The following is a 24,287-nucleotide window of genomic DNA, read 5'->3' as shown; positions in this document are numbered from 1 at the left end:
TTCCTCGGATGTTCGGTTCGGCGAGCGCCTAAAACGAATTGGATTCGTTAAGTATGGTGGGTGAATGCTCGGCGATCAAGGGGTGGGACGTGACGATTTCGATTCCTTCGGTATCCACCCTGGTCGCCGGTGACACGCACCGACCAGGAGGGCACCCATGCCACGGCCATCACAGCGACTGCTGTCGCCGGAGATCATCACCGAAGCTGCCATGCGCATGGTGGACCTCACCGGTGATTTCACGATGCCCGGTCTCGCCGAACGGCTGAAGGTGCGGCCCTCCTCGCTGTACAACCACGTGTCCGGGAGGGCGGAGATCATCGAACTGATGCGTGCCCGCATGATGGCGGGCATCGTGGTGGCGGACCCCGACGGCAAGTGGAGCGAGACGGTGGCCGGCCTGGCGCGCGAGTATCGGCGCAACTACGCCGAGCATCCTCGGCTGATTCCCCTGTTCACCGCGCACACAGTGCAGTCCGGCGTGGCTTTCGGGCTGTACAACGCGCTGGCGCAGGCATTCTCGGACGGTGGCTTCACGCCCGAGGAGATTCTGCACGCCATCACGACGGTCGACAGCTTCGTGCTGGGGTCGGCGCTGGACCTCGCCGCACCCGAAGTGGTCTGGGCGACCGCGCCGGAGGCGAACGAGGCCATGCGGGCCGCCCTCGCCACGTCCGGGCCGAACCCCGGACGGGCGGATGCAGCATTCGAGTTCGGGCTGCGGACGCTTATCGCGGGCTTGGTGGCGCAGGCTCCGATCGGGCCGTGAGATCGCCCTCGTCCCGCAGCGCGGACGTGTCGCGGTTGAGAGTCTCGCCCCGGAAGAAGGCGGGACTGCGGAATCGCATGATCATCATCAGCACGGCGCCGAGCAGGAGGATGCCGAAGCCGAGGAAGAAGACGAGTCCGATGCCGCCGATCGACGCACCGCTGGCGTTCTCCGGGTCCATGCTCTCCTGGATCGAGATGACGAACACCGCGAGCAGCATGAGGCCGCCGAGGAGCGGGAACGCGAACCGGAAGACGATATTGCGGAAACTCGTGAACAGGCTGTCCCGGAAATACCAGACACACGCGAACGCCGTGATGCCGTAGTACCAGCAGATCATGATTCCCAGTGCGGCGATGGTGTCGAGCAGCGTGCGTTCGGACAGGAACGTCACCACCGTGTAGAACACCGCGGTGATGACACCGGCGACGACCGTGGCGTACGACGGGACCAGGAACCGGGGGCTCACGTCGGCGAGCTTCTTGGGGAAGGCCCCGTAGGCGCCCATGGCGAGCATGGTCCGCGCGGCAGGCAGGAACGTGGTTTGCAGGCTCGCGACCGAGGAGACGAAGACCGCGAGGAACAGCAGCATGCCGCCCCACTTCCCGAGAACCGGATCGGCGAGCGCGCCGAAGACGTTCTCGGAGTTGTCCGGGTTGCCCAGGCCGAGACCGTCCTCGCCGACGCCGGCGTACATCATCGCGGCGACCGACACGAGCAGGTAGGTCAGCAGGATCGTGATCACGCACAGCAGTCCGGCGCGACCGGGGGTCTTCTTCGGGTTCTTCGACTCCTCGCCCAGCGTCAGGCACGTGTCCCAGCCCCAGAACGCGAAGATCGAACCCGTCAAGCCGATCACGAACGCGCCGACGGCCAGTCCCGTGAACGGGTTGAACCAGCTCAGGTCGAACGACAGCCCGGCGGGGGCGTCCCCGTTACCGACGTGGACCAGTGCCACCACCGCGAACGCGATGAGTAGGACCATCTGGAAGCCGACCAGCGCGAACTGCAGCTTCTCGCTGGTGGTGATGCCGCGACTGGCGATCCACGTGGCGAGCGCGATGAAGAGCAGGGTGGTGCCCACATTCACGAATTTGTTGCCGGGCAGGTCCGCGATGCTCGGGGCGTCGAACAGTTTCGCGATGAACAGATAGAAGAACTGGACCGCGATCGCCGCGAGGTTCGAGAGCACGATGATCGTGGCGATCACCATGCCCCAGCCGCACATCCAGCCGACGTACGGTCCGAACGCCTTCGTCGACCACGTGAAGGACGCACCGCAGTCGGGGGATTCGGAGTTGAGCTCACGGTAGGCGTACGCCGTGAGGAACATGGGAATGAAGCCGGCGATGAAGATGGCGGGCATCTTCAGCCCGACCGCCGCGACGATCAGCCCGATGCTGGCAGTCAGCGTGTAACCCGGTGCCACGGAGGAGATCCCGAGGACCGCCCCTGCAAAGGTCCCGACCGCACCGGTGGCCAGCCCTTTGGTGCTCACGGCAACGCCGGCCGACGCCGGTGCGCCTTCGCTGTTCGTCATGTCTGAACCTCCGGTCGGGTGCGATCGTGGATCCGGGGCGGGTGTCGCGGACGGTTTACTCACTATTGGGGAACTCCTGCTTGGGGACGACCACCATGGGCACCGGCAGGACGCGGAGCATCTTGGCCGCGGTGGATCCCAGGAACAGTCGACGAGGTTGGGCGAGCCGGCTGGAGCCGACCATCACGAGGTCGCCGTCCTGCCAGTCGAGTTTGCGGACCGCCGACTCCACGGAGGATCCGTCGGCGATCATCACGGAGACGGGGAAGTCTTCGGGTAGTGCGGACTTCGCCTCGTCCAGGGTGGACTGTGCATGGGCGACCGCGCGCTCGCGGACGCTCTCGGAAGTGTCCCGATGATCGCGAAGGTGGTGGTGCGGGTCCAGTTCGACGAGGGACACCAGGCGTAGCGGGGTCTCCATCCGCTTGCTGGTCCGCACAGCGGTTCGCAGCAGGACGTCCGCACCGACGCGCGTCCCGAGTGCGCAGGTGACCTCTCGGATCTTCTTCGCGGAGGAATGCCGATAGCCGCGGGGCGCGAGGCAGAGCGGCACGTGCGCGGAGTGCAGCAACTCCGTCGACACCGAACCGACCGAGTGCCTGCCGAGCAGGCCGTCACCCGCGGCGCCGACGACGATCGCTTGCGCGTCGAGGCGGGTGACCTCGTCGAGGATGCCCTGCGCGAACGATTCGTGGAAGCTGAGGTGCACGGTGACGTCGATGTCGCTCGGCACCGACGACTTCGCCTCGTCCAGCCAGCGCTGGGCGCGGCCGGCGAGGATGTCGTCGAAGCCGGCTTCTGCCGGAACTCTCGCCGGGACCGTCCGGTCCGGCGGGAGCACCATGCAGATGTCGAGCTGTGCGCCGAGACTGCGGGCGAGCTGCGCCCCGAGGGCCAGACCGTCCTCCCCGCTGGGGGTGGCGAGATATCCAACGACCAAACGCATGGTGACGGTTCCGATCTGTCTCGGGGCGGGTGGTTTACGCGAAGCCGACGTACTTGGTCTCGAGGTACTCCTCGATGCCTTCGGTGCCGCCTTCGCTGCCGAGCCCGGACTGCTTGACTCCACCGAACGGCGCGGCGACGTCGGAGATCACTCCGCGGTTGACGCCGACCATGCCGCTCTCGAGTTTGTCGGCGACGCGGAACGCACGGTCGACGTTCTGGGTGTAGATGTACGCGGCGAGACCGTATTCGGTGTCGTTCGCGGCGGCGACGCCCTCGGCCTCGGTGTCGAAACCGGTGATCGCGGCGACGGGTCCGAAGATCTCCTCGCGGACGATGCGCGCATTCGCGGGCACCTCGTCGAGGACGGTGGGCTGGAAGAAGTAGCCGGGACCGTCGACGGACTTGCCGCCGGTGCGGACCCGGGCGCCCGCGGCGACGGCGTCGTCGACGAGGGACGCCACGTTGCGGCGCTGCTTCTCGTTGACGAGGGGGCCGACGTTGGTGCCCTCTTCGCTGCCCGGTCCGACGGCTAGCGCGGCGATCCGGTCGGTGAGCTTGGTGGTGAATTCCTCACGCACCGAGTTGGCCACGATCAGGCGGTTGGCGGCGGTGCACGCCTCGCCGCCGTTGCGCATCTTCGCGGCCATCGCACCCTCGACGGCGGCGTCGATGTCGGCGTCGCCGAACACCACGAACGGGGCGTTGCCGCCGAGTTCCATGGACGTGCGCAGAACCTGCTGGGCGGACTGCTCGATGAGGATCTTGCCGACCCGGGTGGAGCCGGTGAACGTCACCTTCCGCAGCCGCGGATCGGCGAGCAGCGGTTCGGTGACGGCGGCGGCGTTCGAGGCGGGCAGCACCGACAGCACACCGGCGGGCAGGCCTGCCTCGGCGAAGATCTCGGCGAGCAGCAGCATCGTGAGGGGGGTGTCCTCGGCGGGCTTGACGATGATCGTGCAGCCGGCGGCGAGCGCGGGGCCGATCTTGCGGGTGCCCATCGCGAGCGGGAAGTTCCACGGCGTAACGGCCAGGGTGGGCCCGACCGGGACCTTGGTTACCATGATCCGCCCGCTACCCGACGGTGACGTGGTGTAGCGGCCCTGGATGCGGACGGCTTCCTCGCTGAACCAGCGCAGGAACTCGGCGCCGTAGTTCACCTCGCCCCGGCTCTCCGGCAGCGCCTTGCCCATCTCCATCGTCATCAGCAGCGCGAGGTCGTCGGTGCGCTCGATGACCTTCTCCCACGCCGAACGCAGGATGATCGACCGCTGCCGAGGCGCGGTCGCCGCCCATTCCTCCTGGACCGCCGCAGCGGAGTCCAGTGCACGCATCGCGTCCTTGCCACCCGCATCCGCGACGTCGGCGATGAGGGATCCCGTGGCCGGGTCGTAGACCGGGAACGTGCCGCCGTCGATCGGGTCGGTCTGGGCGCCGTCGATCCACAGACCGGTGGGCAGGGTGGCGCGGAGCCGTTCGAAATCAGTCATCGGAGTCCTCGTGGTGGGAATGGTGGTGATCGCACGCCTCCGGGGTGGGGGCGACGTCGAGGGCGGGGTTGCGGTCGAAGAATCCGGCCGGCTTCAGCCAGAAGGACACGGTGTCCGCAGGCATGATCGGCCAGTCCTCCGGCCGGGGAATGTGGTGGATACCGAACGTGTACCAGAGCACCACGTCGGTGTTCTCGATCGGGCGGTTCGCCTCGGTCCATGCGGGAAGTCCGTGATCGACCTTGCTCTGGTTCACGAATTCCCCGGCAGGCCAGCGCTCGTCGGGTGAATTAGGGGTCACCCAGACGGTGTGGCCGATCGCACCGGTGCGCTGGAAGATCGGCGACGCCGGGTCGAACATCGACGGTATCGCGCCGCCGGGAACGAGCTTGTAGGCGGGGGCGGTGCCGAGGCCGGTGGTCGTGTTGTCGTTGACGACCTTCCACGCCCGCTGGCTCTGCCAGTCGAAGTCCTGCCGGCCCTCGAGTTCGGTGCGCAGCGGGGTGTTCTTCTGGCGCAGCGCGAGACCCAGGGGATTGTCCGGGCCCATCGGCACCATTTCGGTCTCCGTCGCGTACACCGTGTTCTCGGTGCCGTCCACGTCGAGATCGAGGCGGGCGATCAGGAAGTGCTGGTGGAACGGCGCGTACGTGCGGTTGTCGACGAGCGTCCCGCTGGGGTGCTCCCCACCTTCGGGGAAGTGGCTGACCACCATGATCCCGGTGGCGCGGACCTCGCACTCGATGTTGCCGTCCTGGTAGAACCGCCAGTAGACGAGATACTCGTAGTTCGCGACCGTCACGTGCGTCGACACCGTCAGCCGCCGCATGCGGCGCACCTCGGTGCCCGCGTCGTGGTCGACGTGCTTCCAGAGGACGGCGTTGTCCTCCTCGTGGATGCAGATCGCGTTCTCGATCGTGAACGGCACGCCGTGGCTGTCGTGGAGAACGGCGTCGAGATACCGGATCTCGCCGAGGCAGTCACACCCCAGGGTCAGCGACGTGGTCATGAACCCGATGCCCCACTCGCCGATGTCGAAGGCGGTGCGGCGGTAGTGATCGGGGCTGGTGTCGCGGTACGGCACCGCCATCTCCGCGAACGACATCCGGTTCGCGATCGAGCGCACCCGGCCGTGATCGTTGTAGGTCACCGCGTGCAGGGTCATGCCCTCGCGGTAGTTGAATCCCACCCGCAGCGACCAGTTCTGCCACTCGAGCTTGTTGCCTTCGAGCGTGAACGACGGTCCCTCCGGCTGGACGATGTCCAACGGCTTCAACGGCGGCCGGGTGCTCGCGTTGCGGATCCGTTCCGGGATGTGCCGGGGCACGTACTCGCCCATGACCTCGGGACGTTCGACGCTGAACGTGTCCTCGATCTCGAGCAGTTCCATCTTGTTGACGTCGATCACGCAGTGGAAACCGTTGACCGGGCCCGCATACGGGTTGGCGCCTTCCGCCGCCCGGACCCAGGTGTCCGACCAGCCGAGCCGGCGTCCCTTGTACTGCTCCGGGGTCACCGCGTCGCCGTACGTCCACACGTCCATGAACACCAGGCTCATGTCCGTGACCCCGCGCTTCGCGAGCGCCGCGATCACGTCCGGGTGCCCGCGGAGGAACGCGTCCGCCTCTTCCCATTCGTCCACCGTGAAATTCGCCTGGACGTCCGGGATGTGCGCCCAGGAGACCACGTTGTCTCCCGTGAGCGAGACGAGCGACTTGTAGGTGTCTCCGCTGCTGCGGTCGAAGCACACGACGACGGCCCGGCGGTCCGGGACGGTGCCCGACGTGTCGAACGCCGACACCTCGGCCTTGCCCGGCTCGGCCAGTTCGATCGACGCGAACCGCCAGCCGTCCCCGACCCCGTGTTCCCGGGCGAGGACGGCCGCGGCCTTCGCGAATTCGTCCGCCCCCAACGGGTCCAGAGGATGGAACGTGCCGGTGGTCGTCCGGGTCATGATGTCTCCTCTGGTCGTTGGGGCGGGGCACTTCGTGCTCGTGCGCCTTTTCGGTTGTGGTGGCTACCGAAAAGGCGCACGGGTCACACGAGCGAGCGCACGATCTGCTCGATGACGGTCAGGGCGTCGTCGAGCAGGTCGTCGCTGATCACCAGCGGCGGAAGCAGTCGGATGACGTTTCCGTACGTACCGCACGTCAGCAGAATGACACCTTGTTCGAGCGCATGTGCGGCAATCGCCTTCGTCAGTTCGGCATCCGGCTCGTCGGTGCCGGGCTTGACGAACTCCATCGCGAGCATCGCGCCGCGTCCGCGCACGTCACCGATGACGCCGACGTCGGCGGCCAGGGCCTTCAGCCGCGGCAGGGCCAGGTCGCCGATGTGCTGTGCGCGAGCGGGCAGGTCGAACTTCCGCATGCTGTCGATCGCGGCGAGCGCGGCGGCACACGCGACGGGGTTGCCGCCGTACGTGCCACCCAGTCCGCCGGGGTGCACCTTGTCGAGGAGCTCGGCGCGGCCCGTGATCGCGGACAGCGGCATGCCGCCCGCCATGCCCTTCGCCATCGTGATGATGTCCGGGACGATCTCCTCGTGCTCGCAGGCGAACCAGGCACCGGTGCGGGAGAACCCGGTCTGCACCTCGTCGGCGATGAACACGACGCCGTTGGCGCGGGCCCAGTTCACCAGGGTGGGGAGGAATCCCTCGGCGGGAACGATGAATCCGCCCTCGCCCTGGATCGGCTCGATGATGATCGCCGCGAGTGAATCGGCGCCGATCTGCTTCTCCATCTGGCTGATGGCGCGCTGGGCAGCCTGCTCGCCGGTCAGTCCGTCCTGGTCCCGGTAGGGGTAGGACATGGGGAGCCGGTACACCTCGGGCGCGAACGGACCGAAGTGAGCCTTGTACGGCATCGACTTGGCGGTGAGGGCCATCGTCAGGTTCGTGCGACCGTGGTAGGCGTGGTCGAACGCGACGACGGCGTCGCGGCCGGTGGCGAGGCGAGCAACCTTGATCGCGTTCTCCACCGCCTCCGCGCCCGAGTTGAACAGGACGGTGCGCTTCTCGTGATCGCCGGGGGTGAGGGCGGCGAGTTCCTCCGCGACGCGGACGTAGCCCTCGTACGGGGTGACCATGAAACAGGTGTGGGTGAAGTGCCCGACCTGCTCCCGAACCGCCTCGGCGACGGCCGGATCGGACGCGCCCACACTGGTGACCGCGATGCCCGAGCCGAGGTCGATCAGGGAGTTGCCGTCGACGTCGACGACCACACCACCGTCGGCATCCGCCGCGTACACGGGGACGCTGGAGCCGACGCCCGCGGCCACGGTGGCGCGGCGGCGTGCGGTGAGGGCCGCCGACTTCGGGCCGGGGAGCTCGGTGACCAGGGCGCGCTTCTGCGGCAGCCGGTACTGGATGTCGTTCATGATGGTGCAGTCCTCAGGGTCGTGACGTGGATGGGTGTGGGGTGGGGCGACGTCAGTCGTTGGAGCTCATGACGTGCTTGATGCGGGTGTAGTCCTCGACGCCGTAGCCGGAGAGGTCCTTGCCGTAGCCGGAGTACTTGAATCCGCCGTGCGGCATCTCGGCGACGAGCGGGATGTGGCAGTTGATCCAGACGGCGCCGAAATCGAGTGCGGCCGAGAGGCGTTGCGTGACGCCGTGATCGTTGGTCCACACACTCGACGCCAGACCGTACCGGACGTCGTTGGCGAGGGTGACGGCCTCCTTCTCGTCGGAGAAGCTCTGCACGGTGAGGATGGGACCGAACGTCTCCTCCTGCACGATGTCGTCGCGCTGGTCGACGCCGGTGATCACGGTGGGTTCGAAGAAGAATCCCTGCTCTCCCGAACGCTTTCCGCCGGTGACGATCTTGGCGGAGGTGGGGAGCGCGGCGATCTTGGAACTGACCGCGTCGAAGTGGTTGACGTTGTTGAGCGGGCCGTAGAACGTGTCCGGGTCGTCCGGCAGGCCGGGCTTGAGCGTCTCGGCCTTGCGGACGAGGGCGTCGACGAGCTGGTCGTGGATGGACTCGTGGACGAGGACGCGGGTGGCGGCGGTGCAGTCCTGGCCGCCGTTGAAGAAGGCGGCCTCGGCGATGCCGCTCGCGGTCTTCTCGATGTCGACGTCACCGAAGACGATGGCAGGAGCCTTGCCGCCCAGTTCGAGGTGGGCGCGCTTGAGCTGGCGTGCGGCGGAGACGGCGACGGCGATGCCGGCCCGCACGGATCCGGTGATCGACACCAGTCCGAGGGCCGGGTTCTCCACGAGGGTGGCACCGGTCTCACCATTGCCGAGGACGACGTTGAAGACGCCGTCCGGCAGGATCCCCTTGGTCAGCCGGGCCAGGACGAGCGTGCTGTTCGGGGTGGTGTCGCTGGGCTTGAGCACGATCGTGTTGCCTGCCGCGAGCGCGGGGCCGATCTTCCACAGCGCCATCATGAACGGGTAGTTCCACGGGGTGACCTGACCGACGACACCGATCGGCTCGCGGCGCACGTAGGACGTGAAGCCGTCCATGTACTCGCCGGCGGCCTTGCCTTCGAGCATCCGGGCCGCGCCCGCGAAGAAGCGGAGCTGGTCGGCGCCCACCTTGATCTCTTCGTCGGCGATGACCTGCTTGGGCTGCCCGGTGTTGCGGCACTCCGCCTCGACGAGTTCGTCGCTGTGCGCCTCGATCGCATCGGCGAGCTTCAGCAACGCGGTCTGCCGCACGCTCGGAGTGGTCTTGCCCCACGAGACGAAGGCCCGCTCGGCTGCCTCGACGGCCGCGTCCACATCGGCCTTGGTGGAGACGGGCGCACGCCCGACGACGCTCTCGTCCACGGGGTTGATCAAGTCCAGCGTCTCCGTCGCGGATGAGGCGACGAACTCACCGTTGATGTAGTTCTCGAGTACGTCGATCGACATCGGTACCGGTTCCTCTCGTGGGGTCGAAACTCGTGGGTCGGAACGAACCGTCGGTCGAACAGTCCGACCGGGGCCCGGAGTTGCAGAACATCTGAAAACAAGTGTGCGCTGCCTCACAAGCCAGGGGCAGCTGACAAAATGGTGAAAGACGCGCCCCCCGCCGCGCCGAGTTGTCCAATCCGGAGTCACCCGTGCGAGCAGGTGTGGCCTGCCGCGCCGGAGCCGGCGAACGGCACGTCCGGGCGGATGCTCCCGGACGCGGCGTCGTGCACGATCGCGCCGCCGACGAGGGTGAGGTCGGCCCTCTGGTCCAGCAGTTGCGCGGGCTCGAGCGTGTAGAGGTCCGCCGACCAGACGACCAGGTCGGCGCGGGCACCCGGACGGATCACTCCGAGCTCGTCCTCGGCGTGCCACGCCCACGCGCCGCCACGGGTGTACGCCCGCAACGCCGAATCCAGGTCCATCCGTTCGCTCGGAGTCCAGTCGGTGCGGCCGTCCAGACCCGAGCGGGTGAGCGCGGAGTACAGGCCGACGAGCGGATCCATCTCCCCGACCTGCCAGTCGCTGGAGAACGCCAGCGCCGCCCCCGACTCGGCGAGCGAACGGAATCGCCACGCCCGGTCCCACCGGTCCTCGCCGACGTTTTCCATCCACGTTCCCGCGACGAGGTCGGGAGAGCAGTGCCGCGGCTGCATCGCCGCGACGACGCCGAGCTCCCAGAACCGGGGAAGATCCTCGGGATGGAGGCATTCGACGTGGACGATGCCGTGCCGTCGGTCGGCCGTGCCGTTCGCGCGGCCGGCGTGCTCGATGGAGTCGAGCGCCAGCCGGATACCCCAGTCGCCGGTGGCGTGGGTGTGCGTCTGGAAGCCGAGGCGGTCGAGTTCGGTGAGCATCGCGGTGAACTCCTGCGGCGGCAGGCTGGGCGCTCCGCGGTGCCCGGGCCGGTTCGCGTAGTCGGACAGCATGGCCGCGGTGTGCGGTTCGATCACGTCGTCGGCGTACAGCTTCACCGGTCCGAGCCGGAGCATGTCGTCGACGGGCGCGCCGTCGACGGCCTCCCGCAGGTCCCGGCGGAACGCGGCGTCGGCGCCGACCGGGTGGAACAGGGCGGTGATCACCCGCGAGTTCATCCGCCCCTCGGCGCGCGCCCGGTACATCAGATCGAGTTCGGCCAGCGGGACCTGCGGTTCGACGACGGTGGTGATACCGCACGCGGTCGCCATCTCCAGGCTGGAGGTGATGCGCCGGTACCGGCGGTCGGGGGAGTACATCGGGATGTCGCGTTGCAGCCCGGCCAGGCCCGCCCGCGTCATCGCGCTGGTGTAGAAGTCCGTGACCCAGCCGGTGGGGGTGCCGTCGTCGTCGAATTCCGGCCGTCCCCAGGGGATCTGGGTGCCACGGTCGATTCCGAGGACCCGCAGGGCGGCGTCGTTCAGCCACACCGAGTGCTGGTCGTAGGTGGTGATGAACACCGGACGGTCCGTGAGGCCGCGCAGGTCGGCAGCGTTCGGGCGGCGCCCGGTCACCACGGAGTAGACGGCGTTCTCGGCGCAGATCCAGTCGAGGTCGGGGCGGGCGGCCGCGTGCGCGCCGATCCGTCGCCGGACCTCGGTGAGGTCGTGTGCGCCTTCGAGGCTCGCGGCGTCGGGATCGAATCCGAGGAGCAGGTGGTTGTGGCTGTCGATGATGCCCGGGGTGAGCAGCCGGCCTCGCAGGTCGATGGTGCGCCGCGCGGCGGGCGCGTCCCCGGTGGTCCCGACGTACCGGATCCGGTCGTCCGCGATGCCGACGGCCTCGGCCCAGGCGGTGGTGTCGAACGTGCGCACGACACCGTTGGTCAGAAGCAGGTCGAGCATCAGCAGTTCTCCTCGGGGGCGGCGTTCAGCAACAGCAGGTGGGTGTTCTTGCGCGGTCGCAGGTACAGGGCGAAGTAGACGAAGCCGGCGGCGACGAGCCCGAGGGAGATGCCGAGGCTGAGCCACTGCTCGGGGTCGAGCAGCGTGACGACGAAGACGAGGCCGAGTGCGGCGATGCAGATTCCCGGGGCCAGCGGCCACAACGGCATGCGGTAGCCGGTTCGGGTTTCTCCGCCGCGGCGGTGGTTGATCGCGGCCAGCGCGATGAACAGGTAGGTAAACGTCAGGGTCGACCCGGTGGCGGTGAGCAGGACGTCCAGCGGGACGAAGCACGCGGCGAATGCGATGGCCCCCATCACGACGGTGGCGAGGACGGGGACGCGGCCCTTGGTGCTGACGGTCTGCAGCGGCGCGGCGACGGTCTCGGGGAGCGCGCGATCGCGAGCGGCGGCGTAGAGAAGCCGGCCCGCCTGCAGCGTGATCGCGATGATCGCGTTGATCACGGCGAGGGCGATCGAGAGCAGGACCACCATGGCGACGGCGTGACCGGCGCGTTCGGTGAGGAATGCCTCGACGGGGAGGCTGGAACCGAAGAGTTCGGTCTGCGAGCTCGCGCCCACCAGGATCGCGATGAGCGGGACGAGTTCGGTGGCGACGGTGATGACGGCGCTCCAGATCACGGCCTTCGCGATCGAGCGGGCGGCGTTCTTGGTCTCCTCGGCGAAGTACACGGCTCCGCCGTACCCGTTGTACGCGAAGATTCCCTGGGTGACGGCCAGCATCAGTCCGGAGATCGCCAGTGGCGCGAGGGTGCCGGTGCCGGGGTCGAGAACTTCCGGGCTGAGAAGGCTGGTCAATGGCCGTTCCATGTGGACGAAACCGAGGACGGTGAGCAGTGCCAGCGCCGCCATCTCGACGCCGAGGAAGACCCCGGTGAGCCACGCGTTCGTGCGGATGTCGAAACACGCGGTCACGGTGGTGATCACGACCACGACGAGCGCGGTCTGCTGCGGGGACAGGCCGTGGATCGCGACACCCAGGTAGTCGGCGACCCCGAGGGCGAAGACGGCGATGATCAGCGGCAGGGAGATGAGACTGATGAAGAACGTCGCGACGCCGAAGGCCGGACCGAGTGCCCGCGACACGAGCGAGTAGTCGCCGCCGGCAACGGGATACGCGGAGGCGAGTTCGGCGTAGCAGAAGGCGATCAGGATGCTGACGATGCCGGCGATGAGGAACGCCCAGAACACGCCGGTGCCGAACAGCGCGAGTGCCGAGCCGCCGAGGATGAAGACGCTCGACGCCGGCGAGATCGACGACAGGGTGATCAGGATGTTTCCGCCGACGCCGATGCTCCGGGAGAGCGAGGCCTCGTAGGTGCCGGGTGCGGGCGGGGGAGTGGCGGTGGGCGGCCGGGCGGTCTGGTCCATGAGCTGTCCGTTCGGGGGAGGGGACGAGGGCGGAGGAGTTTTTTGACGGTTCCGTCAAACAACTGGGCCGAGTGTCACAGATCACGTCGGCTAGTGTCAACGGCATGGCGCGTCCGAACACTCAGAAGCAGCGGCGTTCCGAGCTCATCGAGGCGACGCTGCAGGCGGGATCCGCGCACGGGCTCAGGTCGCTGTCCCTGACGGATGTGGCGAAGCGTGCGGGCCTGACGCGCGGCGCGCTGCTCTACTATTTCGACGATCTGGATTCGCTTCTCGTCGAGGCCCACCGAGCGGGAACCGAACGCTACTGCGATCTGCGCGACGAGGCGGTGGCCGCGCAGTCGTCGTACGCCGCCAAGCTGCGGACGGCCATCGACGCCGGGCTGCCGAGCGGTCCCGACGACACCCTGATGCGGTTGCTCTACGAATTCGATTTCATGACAGGCACTTCGGAGCTGCACGACGAACTGGTCCAGAAGATGTACCTGCGGCAGCTCGCGACGTATCGCGCCATCCTCGGCGACGGGCACGCGTCGGGGGAGTTCGCCGTGCGCGGCGACATCGACCAGGCGGCAATGAATCTGGTGGCCCTCGAGGATGCGTACGGTCTGCACATCGTCGGCGGAAACAGTCTCATCAGCGTCGATGCCGCGCGGACGGCGATGCTGGGGTTCTGCGAGCAGATCGGCTGCGGCGTCACGGAAGACGCCGCAGCCGAACGGGACTGACCGGGAGGCTACACGGGGTGGCTGCCTGCCACCTCCGCCTCGTGGCGCACCGAGCCGGCCACCACGGTCAGCTGCACCCGTGCGGTGAGGAGGGAATCGGCGCCGGCGGTGAACGGATCCCCGTCGAGGACCAGGAAGTCGGCGGCCTTGCCCGCGACGAGTTGACCGGTGAGGTCGTCCCAGCGGCACGAGTAGGCGGCGTCGCGGGTGGCGTGCGCGAGCGCGTCCGCCATCGGCAGTGCGTACTCGGGCAGGTTGGGCGCGAGCGCCGGATCGATCGCGGACTTGCGCGTCGTCGCGATGTACATGTTGGGCAGCGGGGGATGCGGCGCCGTGGGGGCGTCGGACCCCAGCGCGAGGACGGCGCCCGCGGCGGTCATCTCGGGCCACGGGAACGCCCGCTCGACCCGATGGTCGCCCAGCATCGCCCGCCAGTTGTCCTGGATCGCCGGGTCGGCGTGAACCGGCTGCATCGACGCGACGATGCCGAGGCGCGCAAGCCGCTGCACGTTGTCCTTCGTGATCGTCTCGAGGTGCTCCATCCGGTGCCGACGTGGGCGAGTCCCGTTGGCGGCGATCGCCTGTTCGAGCGCGGCGAGCGCGATCTCCGACGCCTCGTCGCCGATGGCGTGCAGGGCCACCTGCAGGCCGGCGGCATCCGCCGCGACGACCACCGGTGCCAGCGAGGCGAGGTCCCAGATCGGTTCGGCGTTCGTGCCGTCCGAGTACGGTTCCTTCATCGCCGCGGTGCAACTGTCGATGACGCCGTCGATGATGATCTTGATCCCGGCCATCCGCAGCCATGGACCCTGCAGGCGACGGGCGTGTTCCACCGCCTCGTGCACCTGGCGGACGTTCTCCTCGTCCGAATCGGTTCGTTCGATCAGCCAGTGCCCGGCCACCCGGAGCGGCAGCGTGCCTCCGCCGTCGGCCAGTGCGCGTTCGAGCGCCTCGACCTCGTCCGCGCCGAGCGCCATGTCGACCGCCCCGGTGACGCCGTCCGCGAGATACTGCTCGAACGCCGCCGCGAGGGCGATGTCCCGCTCGGTGTCGCTGACCAACTTCGCGAGCGCCGGCCACACGATCTGGGTCACCGCCGTCTCGTAGAGCATGCCGGTGGCCTCGCCGGTGACGGGATCGCGCTCGATCCGGCCGCCGATCGGGTCGGGGGTGTCCGCGTCGATGCCGAGTTCGCGGAGCGCGGCCGTGTTCACCCACGCCGAGTGCACATCGTTGGAATCGAGGTACACGGGGCGGTCGGCCTCGGCCGTGTCGATCATCTGCCGCGTCGGCGGGTGCCCGTCGAGTGCGGGGAACAGCCAGCTGCGGCCCAGGAGCCGGGGTGCGTCCGGGTTCTCGGCGGCGAATCGGCGGATGCGGTTCTGGATGTCGTTCAGGTCGGCGGCGCTCTGCAGGTCCACCTTCTGGAGGGCCTGGCCCATCATCAGCAGGTGGGTGTGGGCGTCGATGAAGCCGGGCAGGACGAAGGTCCCGCCGAGTTCGACGACGCGGGCGTCGCCGGACAGCGTGTCGGCGGTCGCGGTGTCGCCGACGTACGTGAGGCGATCGCCCTGGACGATCATCGATTCGGCCCAGGCGGGTTCGGCTGCGGTGAAGATCCGGCCGCCGCGGTAGTGGGTCGTCGTGTCGGTGTTCATGGTGCTCTCTCTTTCCGTCAGACGACGACCGAGGTGGTGTACCGGGCAGTGGGATCCTGTCCGGGTAATGCGGCAGCCTGCTCGGTGCGGGTGGACAGGCGGGCGATCGCGACGATCGGCACGAGCAGGGCGAGGCTGATGCCCGCCAGGACGAAGCCGAACGCGACATAGCCGACTGCGCCGGTCACGAGGGTGCCGAAGAGCGGGGCGAACGCGGACCCCACCAGATACGTTCCGAGGAGTGGGGCGGACCAGCGGCCGGACGAGTCCAGCGCGGCCGCGATGGCCACCACGTAGATGAAGGCCGCGGCGTAGACCGTGTTCCAGGCGATGATGAGCACCAGATACGTCGTCGAATCGGTGGCCAGGCACGAGCCCAGTTTGAGGGCGGAGCCGAGCACGAGGAGGACGGCGGTGGGGACGGTGCGTCCGAGGCGGGAACCGAGTGCGGTCAGGACGAGGGCGGCGCCGATGCCGCCCGCGGTGGAGAGGCTGAGGGCCAGACCCATCTGCTGTTCCGTTAGGGCGGCGTGTTCGGCGCCCATGATGCCGGACACCGCCCACAGCGAGTCCTCGCCGATCGCCCAGATCGCGAAGGCCACGAGCAGGGTGAAGCCGGCGACGGCCAGTTTCTTCTCGGTGACGCCCTCGGGCAACGGGGTTCGGGTGTGCGCGGTGTTCGCGTCGTCGTCCTCGACCGCGGGGGCCGACGGCAACCAGGTGATCGTGAACACCGTCGCCAGCGCCAGCACCGCGACGATCCCGAAGGCGTTGGTCATGTGCAGGCCGAGGATCGGGATCAGTGCCAGGACCCCGGTGACCGCGGTGCGGTTGACGAGCCCGTTGATCCCGGACACCCGGTTCGGATTGTTCAGCGCGGCCAGGGCCGCCCCGCCGACCGCGACCGCGCCACCGGCACCGATCCCGCCGACGATGATCGCGACGCACGCGATGGGCGCCGAGTGGACGGTGGCGGCGACCGCGAATCCCGCGGCCATCACGACGAGGCTGACGCGGCCGAGCAGGTGGCGGGAGCGACCCGCCGCCCACCGGGTGGTCGCGAGGCAGACGAGCGCGGTGGCCAGCAGGGAGCCGGTGAGGACGGCACCGGCGACGGTCTGGGTGATCCCGAGATCGTCGACCATCGCGATGATCATGAGCGGGATCAGATTGGCCGTGATGTAGCCGACGACGAAGACGCTGAACGTCGCGATACCGCGGCCGAGTGTCAGTGGGACGCGGACGGCGGCGGTCACGTGGGATTCCTGGGGTGGGTCAACGACAACTCCGTGTCTCGGGTGGCGGCCCGCGTGAGACGTGGGTCACTTAGCGAATGGGATTCGTTAAGTATGCGGAGGGCGCGTCCCTAACGCAAGGGGTCAAACGAACTCAATTCGTTAATGTTGGGGTTTCGGCGTGGCCCGAGGTCGACGTCTGACACAATGGAGTAGTCGTCCGGGCTCTGCTGGCCAACTTGTCCAGCGCTATCCCGATCCCGACCGGTCAGGGTGGCACGGACCCGACCGCAACTGCGCAGGAGCCGACATGACCGTTCCCGTTCGCTGGATGTTGTCCCAGCCGGACCTGGCTCTCGAGTTGAAGGGTGGCGCCGCCGGTCTCGGCAACGAGATCACGTTCGCCCACACCACCGAGCTGCAAGACCCCTTCCGGTGGCTCTCCGGCGGAGAATTGCTCCTCACCACCGGCATCCGGCTTCCACTGACCGCCGCCGACCGGGCCCGATACCTGCGCGGCCTCGGTGAAGTCGGTGTGGCGGCGGTCGGGTTCGGCACCGGGCTCTCGCATCCGGAGGTGCCCGAGGACCTGGTGTCCGTCGCCGACGAGATCGGGCTGCCGCTACTCGAGGTGCCCTTGCCGACCCCGTTCGCGGCCGTCGTCAAGCGGGTCATGAACCGACTCGCGGAGCAGGAGTACGAGGCGGTGCTGCGCGCGTCCCGGGCGCAACCGCGGATGACCCGCGCCGTCATCCAGGGCGGCACCGGCGCCACCGTGCGCGAGCTGGCCGTCGCCACGTCGGCCACCGTCCTGCTCCTCGACCTGTCCGGCCGGGTGCTGGAGTCCCATCCGGCGCAGCCCGCGGAGGACGTGCTCGGGGAACTGCGGGAAGTGCTGGAGGCGGGCACCGGCGGGGCGTCGAGCAGCGTGTCCCTGGCACGGTCGGGCGCCTCGATCACGGTGCAGCAGATCAGCGTCGGCAGCACACCGCACGGACACCTCGCCGTGATCAGCCCCACCTCGCTCAGCCACGTCGACCAGATCCTGCTCGGTCACGCGAACTCGTTGCTCGCGTTGGATTTCGAGAAGCCGGTGCGGCTCCGGACCGCGCAGAACCGGCTCAACTCGCACGCCCTCGGCCTGCTGCTCACCGAGGACCGCGACCTCGCGCCCGCCTGGTCGCAGATCCGGCACGCCGCGGACGCGGACGGGATGGTCCGCGGACTCACGGTCGTGGCCGAGACACCGGCACTCGCGGAACGGGTGGAGTCGGCGGTCGCGGTCGCCATGAACAAGGCTGGACGGCAACTCTTCTCGCGCCGTCACGGCACCCGGGTCACCGTTCTGCTGCGGGGCACCGACGACGTGGACTTCGCACGGGCGATGCTGCGCGGACTGTCCGCGCCGGCGCGGAAGGCGATCCGTGCGGGGCTGAGCGGGAAGCGGGAGGTCGCCGGTCTGGTGGCGGCCATCGAACAGTCCCAGCTCGCTGCGTCGGCCGCCGAGGCGGGGGCCGAGCCGTTGGAGTTCGCGGCGCTGACCGGTAGCGCGCTGCTCGCCTTCAGCTCGACGCGGGCGGTGCTGAACTCCCTGGCGGACACGATGATCGCGCCGATCGACGATTACGACCGCACCAACGGCACCGAACTGCTGGGATCGCTGCGGGCATTCCTCGAGGCGAACGGGCACTGGGAGTCGGCGGCCGCGGCGATGGGCGTGCACCGGCACACCCTGCGCAGCCGCATGGCGCGGATCGAATCGTTGATCGACTGCCGGCTGGACGTGGCCCGGGTGCGCGCCGAACTGCTGCTCGCGATCATCGCCCGGCAGTCGTGACTGCCGGGCGATGATCGGACGGGACTACTTTCCGAGGCGGGCGGCGATGTCCGCGGCGGTGCGCTGACCCATCCGCACGGCGCCGTCCACGTGCTGGTAGCCCTCGGCGGCGATGTCCGAGCAGGAGAAGTGGAACGGTCCGACCGGCGTCCGCGTGTCCTTGCCGTACCGGTGCAGGCCACCGAGGTCGAAGCTCGCGGCGTACGCGCCCCGGGTCCATTCCTCCGAGCCCCAGTCGGACTCGTAGTAGACGACCGGCTCGGCGGCCTTCGGGCCGAGGTAGCGGGCGAGCGAACCGAGGATGGTGGCCCGGCGCTCCTTTTCGCTCAGTTCGAACATGGCGTCGGCCTTCTCGTCCGACACGAACGCAACGAGGGTGCCGCGGGCGTCCTCGTGGTTGGTGTTGTCGTACACCTCCTGGACGACCTCGGACGCGCCGAATCCGGTGCCTGCGAGACCGTCTTCACGCCAGAACGGGGTCTCGTACACGGCGTGCACCTTGATGACGAGTCCCAGCGACTGGTGCTGGTGCATCTGGTGCTGGCGGCGCGGCAGCGGCGGGTCGTAGGAGATGCGGGAGTACAGGTTCGGCGGGACGGCGAGCACGACGCGGGATGCTTCCACGCGAATGTCCCCGTCCGCCAGCACGACTGCGCCGTCCTCGCCCCACTGGACGGTGCGCACGGGCGCGTTCAGGAAGACGTCGTCGCCGAGGGCGGCCGCCATCCGGATCGACACCTGCTGCATGCCGCCGATGACGCGCTTGTCGAGGATGAAGTCCTCGTCCACCAGATGCGAGAACGATCCGGCGGACGCGGCCATGAGCACCGCCTGCAGCGCCGAGAACGAGTGCGCGGGCTTGGTCAGCATGCCGCCTGCGATGAACAGGCCGATGTTGTCCCGGGCCTCGGCGTCGTCGGACTGCTCGATCAGCCAGTGCTTGAACGAGATCGTGTCCAGTTCGCGGGCCAGCGGGTGCGCCCACGGCTCCTCGGCCCCGACCTGCGCGGCCAGGTCGTCGAGGATCTGGATCAGCCGGTCCATCTCCTTGCGGGTCGTCTCGTCGACGGGGAAGGATTCGCCGGTGTAGCGGGTGCGTTCGCCGGCGGCGGAGATGTAGACGGACTCACCCTCGCGGTACCGGTCGAACGTCTCGAGGCCGAGTTCGTCGAGCAGGGAGATGAGCGTCGTCTGGTCGGGGGAGACCCACTGGCCGCCGATCTCCAGCATCGCGCCGTCGATGGTGTCGGTCCAGGTCCGACCTCCGACGCGGTCGCGCGCCTCCAGGACCGCGACGGACAGCCCCGCCTTGCGCAGCGCGGTGGCTGCGGCCAGGCCGGACGGGCCGGCGCCGACGATGGCGACATCACGTTGGAGAGTAGGCACTTTCGAGCTCCTTTGGTTGAAGTGCTGACGGGTCGTGAAAGGTGGTTCGGTTAGCAGCGGGTCAGCGCGAGCGACAGTTCGGCGTCGATGACGCAGATGCTCGAGTTGTCCACGCGGTCGTGGCTCCGCAGCTCGCCGAGCATCTGTGCAAGGCGGTCCGCGGCGGTGGTGTGTTCGGTCAGCCAGTCGGCGACGGCATCGGCGGCGGACGTCGCGGGCGAGGCGTCGCGCAGCACCAGTCCGATCAGGCCGTGCCAGTGCTCCTGCAGGTTGTCGACGAGGACGGCACCCGCCATCGCCTCCCAGTAGGCGGTCCCGGTCTCGCCGACGGAGAACCGTTCCGACAGCCAGTCGAGGCCCACCACGCGGCCGAATTCGCGGTACGTCTCGGCGACCTGGGTGATCGGCAGGTCGAGCGACTGCGCTGTGGTCTCCAGGGCGAAGCCCTGCGCCAGGATCCGGAGCGTGCCCAGGTCCTGGGCGGGGGCGCCGGTGAGCCGGGGCAGTGCGGCGGCGAGTTCCTGGACCGGCTTCGCGAACCGCTCGATCAACTGCTGCGCATCCGTGCCCGCGGTGCGATGCCTCAGCAGCCACGACGTGGTGCGCTCGATCAGGTCCTGGATGCCGAAGTGCAGGTTCAGCCGGGTCCGGTGGGACGCGCCGGGCAGGGTGAGGACCTCGTTCCACAGGCGGTCGATGTCGAACACCTGCCGCACCACCGCGTACGCGACGGTGATCTCGGGGGTGCCGACGCCGAGCCGCTCCTCCAGACGGTGGATCAGGCCCGGTCCGACACGGTCGATCATGTCGCCGGCCACGATCACGGCCACGATTTCCCGGGCGAGCCGGTGACCGCTGATCTGCTGGGGAACGCGTTCGCGGATGGACGCCGGGAAGTAGTCGGCGAGTACACCGTCGAACACGGCGTCGTCGAGCACGGGGGAGGCGAGCAGTTCGGTGACGACGAGGTTCTTCGACTGTGCGAGCAGAACCGCGATCTCCGGCCGGACCAGGCCCTGGCCGGCGCGGTGCCGCGCCGACAGTTCCGCCGCCGACGGCAGGACCTCCGCGGCCCGGCTGATTCCGGCGTCCCGTTCGAGGTTCTCGATCAGCCGCTCGTGGCGTCCGAGCAGGAACGGTGCGTGGACCTCGGCGAGGCTGATGGCGAGGGTCTGGGAGGCGGCGTCGGCGAGCACCGATTCGCCGATCTCGTCCTGGACGCGGGCGAGGAGCGTGTTCCGTTCCGCCGCGGGGAGTTCGCCTGCCGCAACGGCCGCGTCCAGCGCGACCTTCAGATTCACTTCCCGATCAGACGTGGCGACCCCGGTGGCGTTGTCGATGAAGTCGGCGTTGATCCGGCCGCCGTTCAGCGCGTACTCGATGCGGGCGCGCTGCGTGAGGCCGAGGTTGCCGCCCTCGCCGATCACTGCCGCGCGCACAGTGCTCGCCTCCACCCGGACGGCGTCGTTGGCCGGGTCGGCGGCGTCGGCGTGCCCCTCGGTCGATGCCTTGACGTACGTGCCGATTCCGCCGTTCCACAGCAGGTCCACGTCCGCGGTCAGCAGTGCCTTCACCACCTCGTGCGGGGGGAGTTCGGTGGCGGTGACGCCGAGGCGTTCACGCACCTGCGGCGACAGCGGGATCTTCTTCGCCGTCCGCGGCCACACGCCGCCGCCCGCCGAGACGAGGCTCCGGTCGTAGTCGTCCCAGCTGCTGCCGGGCACGGACGCGAGGCGCTCGCGCTCGCGGTAGGACGCCTCGGAATCCGGTTCGGGATCGAGGAAGATGTGCCGGTGGTCGAACGCGCCGACCAGCCGGATGGCGCGGCTGAGCAGCATGCCGTTGCCGAACACGTCGCCGGACATGTCGCCGATGCCGACCACTGTGAACGCGTCGGTGTCGACGTTCTTGCCCATCTCGGCGAAATGCCTGCGGACGGAAACCCATCCGCCGCGCGCCGTGATGCCCATCGCCTTGTGGTCGTAGCCGGCGGAGCCGCCGGACGCGAACGCGTCGCCGAGCCAGAAGCCGCGACGCGTCGCGATGCTGTTGGCCAGGTCGGAGAATCGGGCCGTGCCCTTGTCCGCGGCCACCACCAGATACGGGTCGGCGTCGTCGTAGATCACCGTGTCGCGGGGGTGGACCACCTCGCCGTCGACGATGTCGTCGGTGACGTCGAGCAGCCCGTCGATGAAGCTCGTGTACGCCGAACGGACCGCGTCGGGCGTCGTCTCGGTGCGCACCACGAACGCGCCCTTCGCGCCCATCGGAACGATCAGCGAGTTCTTCACGTGCTGCGTCTTCATCAGACCGAGAACCTCGGTGCGGAAGTCGTCCGTGCGGTCCGACCACCGCAAGCCGCCGCGCGAGACCGGACCGCTGCGGACGTGGCTGCCCTCGACGATCGGTGAGTGCACGAAGATCTCGCGGTAGGGGGTCACGGCCGCGGACAGCGACAACAGCGACGGGTCGATCTTGAACGCCGCGGGGGCGGCGCTGATCGTCCGGTCGTGCTGGAACCAGTTGGTGCGCAGCACGGCCGACGTGAACGACAGCAGGCCGCGGAGCAGACGGTCCTCGTCCAGTGTCGCGGTGCGGTCGATCGCGTCGAGCAGAACACGCTCCGCGTCCGCGACGGCGCTGTCACGGTCGGGGCCGGTGACGGTGGGATCGAAACGGGCAGTGAACAGGTCGCGGAATCCGCGCACGAAGTCGCTGTGCCGCAACAGGGTCGCGACGATGTTGGGCTCCGACAGTCCCAGCCCCACCTGACGGAGGTAGCGGCAGGCCGCCCGGACCAGGACGGCGTCCGTCCACGTCAGGTTCGCCGCGGCGACGAGCCGGGTGAATCCGTCGACCTCCAGATGTCCGGCGGCCGCGGCCTCGAACGCGTCGGACAGCAGGCCCGGAGTTTCGGCGTCCCAGGCGAAGTCGCCGGTGCTGAAGTCGAACCGGTGAAGCAGCGGGCTGCCGGGCTCGCCCGCCGGCAGCTGTTCGTGGGACGCGACCCGCAACCCGAGGTCCGCGAACAGCGCGACCAACTCGGCGAGCAGCGGGGTGCCCTGCGGCCAGACCATGACGGCGGCCGGCTCGGGCAGTGCATCCGCGGTGTCGACGAATCGCAGCCGCGGAGTGGTCCCTCCGGACGCCAGGACCGCGCTCGACACGGCGGCCTCGTCCTGGCGTGGACGGGGTGTGTCGGTCGTGCTCGGAATGACACCGGAATAGCTCATCGTGTGGCTCCTGACCCCTGATCTGGCAAACGCGTGACTCGGGAACCAGTGTGTCGAGAAGAGACGCACGCCACATCCGACGAAGTGGAGCGTCGTACGGCGACGGACGCGACGTTTCGGAGCTGTGAGTACTTATTAACCGCGGGCGGTCAATAAGTACTCACAGCTCGCCAGGTGGAGACCGCTGCGGTGCCGAGCAGCCCGCCGGTGATCACGAAGATCGACGACGTGCCCGCGACCCCCGCCGCGGCGCCTGCGGCCAGCGGAATCAGTACCTGCCCGAGCCGGTTGCCGGTCAGGCGCAGCGACAACGCGGCGGCCCGGTTGGCGGCGGTGACGAGCCCGGCCACCCACGTCATCGTCAGTGGTTGACCGATGCCCCAGAAGAATCCGGCCACGACGAGGAGCAGCGCCATCCCGACCGGGTCGGGCACGAACGGCAGCAGGGCGGTGGGCAGCGCCGAGCACAGCGTGGCGGAGATCAGCAGTTTCTGCCGCGGCACGCGGGTGAGCAGCCACGGCAGGAACGCGCGCGACACGATCGACGCTGCGGTCCGCGCGGTGAGCAGCAACGACACCAGCAGAACGCTGAAACCGAACTCGTGCCCGAGGACGGGGAGGTACGCGACGACGACGTCGACCGACGCCAGCACGATCAGACTGCTGAACACGGCCGGCCGCATCCCCGTCGTCGAGATCATGCTGAACACGGACTGCCGCGAGCCCTCAGGCGCCGACTCCGCCGACTGAGGGCGTTCGCGTATCGGCCAGGCGAACGGGATCGCGGCCAGCGACACCACACCCATCACCGTCAACGCCAGAGTGGTTTCGACGACGCCGCCGCCGTCCGCGCTTCCCGCCGCCGCGATCACTCCGACCAGCGGAACACCGACGGCCTGGCCGATCGAGACGCCGAGTGTCAATCCGGCGAAACCCCGATCCAGCTCACCGGGCGGGGAGAGGAGCGTGATGAATCCCTGCCCGGCGACGGTCACGAGGATCTGGCCGAACCCGAGGACGACATTGCCGAGCGCGAGGACGATCAGGTCGCCGCTCGCCGCGATCACCAGGACACCCAGTGCGGTCAGCAGCACACCGGTCCGTAGGACCGCGGCGGCGTGCCGCCGGTCCACGGCGCGTCCGATCCGGACCGCGACGAGCAGCGGTGCCAGTGAGAACAGGGCTGTGACGATGCCGATCGTGACGGCGTCGCCGCCGAGCCCGAGGACGCGGTAGGAGACGAGGACGCGGACAGCGTGATAGACGGCCTGGAGGAGAGCAGTGGCAATGCAGACATTGAGGAACCAGTGCTTCAC

At 68.8% G+C, this 24,287-nt stretch carries 16 protein-coding genes; 3 read left to right on the top strand and 13 right to left on the bottom strand.

From position 1 onward, the window contains the following. Positions 1-157 precede the first annotated feature (157 nt). Entirely contained in the window at positions 158-769 is a 612-nt protein-coding gene (locus ACFWAY_RS10550) for a TetR/AcrR family transcriptional regulator (RefSeq protein WP_378510611.1), read from the top strand. On the opposite strand, the gene ACFWAY_RS10545 is transcribed toward ACFWAY_RS10550, so the two are convergent. The 8 genes from ACFWAY_RS10545 to ACFWAY_RS10510 form a co-directional block, all read right to left on the bottom strand. Further along, positions 729-2,309, bottom strand: a complete 1,581-nt coding sequence (locus tag ACFWAY_RS10545) for an APC family permease (RefSeq protein WP_378451411.1) — start codon at positions 2,307-2,309, stop codon at positions 729-731. The two genes, ACFWAY_RS10550 and ACFWAY_RS10545, sit on opposite strands and share 41 nt — an antisense overlap. Positions 2,310-2,364: 55 nt before the next feature. Then, positions 2,365-3,255 (bottom strand): universal stress protein, encoded by an 891-nt coding sequence (locus tag ACFWAY_RS10540; RefSeq protein WP_378510610.1) that lies wholly within the window; start codon positions 3,253-3,255, stop codon positions 2,365-2,367. Positions 3,256-3,289: 34 nt separating this feature from the next. Beyond that, positions 3,290-4,744 (bottom strand): NAD-dependent succinate-semialdehyde dehydrogenase, encoded by a 1,455-nt coding sequence (locus ACFWAY_RS10535; protein ID WP_378510609.1) that lies wholly within the window; start codon positions 4,742-4,744, stop codon positions 3,290-3,292. Next, on the bottom strand, positions 4,737-6,698 hold the full coding sequence (locus ACFWAY_RS10530; protein ID WP_378451408.1) for a primary-amine oxidase: 1,962 nt from the start codon (positions 6,696-6,698) through the stop codon (positions 4,737-4,739). The genes ACFWAY_RS10535 and ACFWAY_RS10530 overlap by 8 nt, the downstream gene beginning before the upstream one ends. 83 nt (positions 6,699-6,781) lie before the next feature. Continuing rightward, positions 6,782-8,122, bottom strand: a complete 1,341-nt coding sequence (gene gabT, locus ACFWAY_RS10525) for a 4-aminobutyrate--2-oxoglutarate transaminase (RefSeq protein ID WP_005238605.1) — start codon at positions 8,120-8,122, stop codon at positions 6,782-6,784. 52 nt (positions 8,123-8,174) lie between these two features. Further along, a complete protein-coding gene (locus ACFWAY_RS10520) occupies positions 8,175-9,605 on the bottom strand; it encodes a gamma-aminobutyraldehyde dehydrogenase (RefSeq protein ID WP_378451407.1) in 1,431 nt (476 codons plus the stop codon). 185 nt (positions 9,606-9,790) lie between these two features. Then, positions 9,791-11,464: an amidohydrolase gene (locus tag ACFWAY_RS10515; protein WP_378510608.1), complete on the bottom strand. Its 1,674-nt coding sequence runs from the start codon at positions 11,462-11,464 to the stop codon at positions 9,791-9,793. Continuing rightward, positions 11,464-12,894, bottom strand: coding sequence for an APC family permease (locus ACFWAY_RS10510; protein ID WP_378451405.1), 1,431 nt, complete (start codon positions 12,892-12,894; stop codon positions 11,464-11,466). Before ACFWAY_RS10510 ends, ACFWAY_RS10515 begins: the two co-directional genes overlap by 1 nt. A 104-nt stretch (positions 12,895-12,998) precedes the next feature. Here ACFWAY_RS10510 and ACFWAY_RS10505 point away from each other — a divergent pair, with 104 nt between their 5' ends. Beyond that, positions 12,999-13,622 carry a TetR/AcrR family transcriptional regulator gene (locus ACFWAY_RS10505; RefSeq protein ID WP_378510607.1) on the top strand — a complete coding sequence of 208 codons (624 nt, stop codon included), beginning with the start codon at positions 12,999-13,001 and terminating at the stop codon, positions 13,620-13,622. 8 nt (positions 13,623-13,630) lie between these two features. Here the strand turns inward: ACFWAY_RS10505 and ACFWAY_RS10500 are convergent, their stop codons facing one another. Together ACFWAY_RS10500 and ACFWAY_RS10495 are read right to left on the bottom strand one after the other, a co-directional pair. Next, the gene (locus ACFWAY_RS10500; RefSeq protein WP_378510606.1) at positions 13,631-15,280 is read right to left on the bottom strand and encodes an amidohydrolase; all 1,650 of its coding nucleotides are present in this window, start codon (positions 15,278-15,280) and stop codon (positions 13,631-13,633) included. 17 nt (positions 15,281-15,297) lie between these two features. Continuing rightward, a complete protein-coding gene (locus tag ACFWAY_RS10495) occupies positions 15,298-16,536 on the bottom strand; it encodes an MFS transporter (RefSeq protein ID WP_378510605.1) in 1,239 nt (412 codons plus the stop codon). Between the two features lie 289 nt (positions 16,537-16,825). On the opposite strand from ACFWAY_RS10495, the gene ACFWAY_RS10490 reads away from it, so the two are divergent. Beyond that, positions 16,826-18,352: a PucR family transcriptional regulator gene (locus ACFWAY_RS10490; protein ID WP_378510604.1), complete on the top strand. Its 1,527-nt coding sequence runs from the start codon at positions 16,826-16,828 to the stop codon at positions 18,350-18,352. Positions 18,353-18,376: 24 nt separating this feature from the next. Here the strand turns inward: ACFWAY_RS10490 and ACFWAY_RS10485 are convergent, their stop codons facing one another. From ACFWAY_RS10485 to ACFWAY_RS10475, 3 genes are all read right to left on the bottom strand, one after another. Then, entirely contained in the window at positions 18,377-19,738 is a 1,362-nt protein-coding gene (locus ACFWAY_RS10485) for a flavin monoamine oxidase family protein (RefSeq protein WP_378510603.1), read from the bottom strand. Positions 19,739-19,788: 50 nt separating this feature from the next. After that, positions 19,789-22,971 (bottom strand): NAD-glutamate dehydrogenase domain-containing protein, encoded by a 3,183-nt coding sequence (locus tag ACFWAY_RS10480; RefSeq protein ID WP_378510602.1) that lies wholly within the window; start codon positions 22,969-22,971, stop codon positions 19,789-19,791. Between the two features lie 149 nt (positions 22,972-23,120). Next, entirely contained in the window at positions 23,121-24,287 is a 1,167-nt protein-coding gene (locus tag ACFWAY_RS10475) for an MFS transporter (protein ID WP_378510601.1), read from the bottom strand.

The sequence above is a fragment of the Rhodococcus sp. NPDC059968 genome, from assembly GCF_042738615.1.
GTDB lineage: Bacteria > Actinomycetota > Actinomycetes > Mycobacteriales > Mycobacteriaceae > Rhodococcus_F.
Note: the sequence above shows the minus strand (reverse complement) of the source record. Positions and strands in the feature narration are given on the sequence as shown.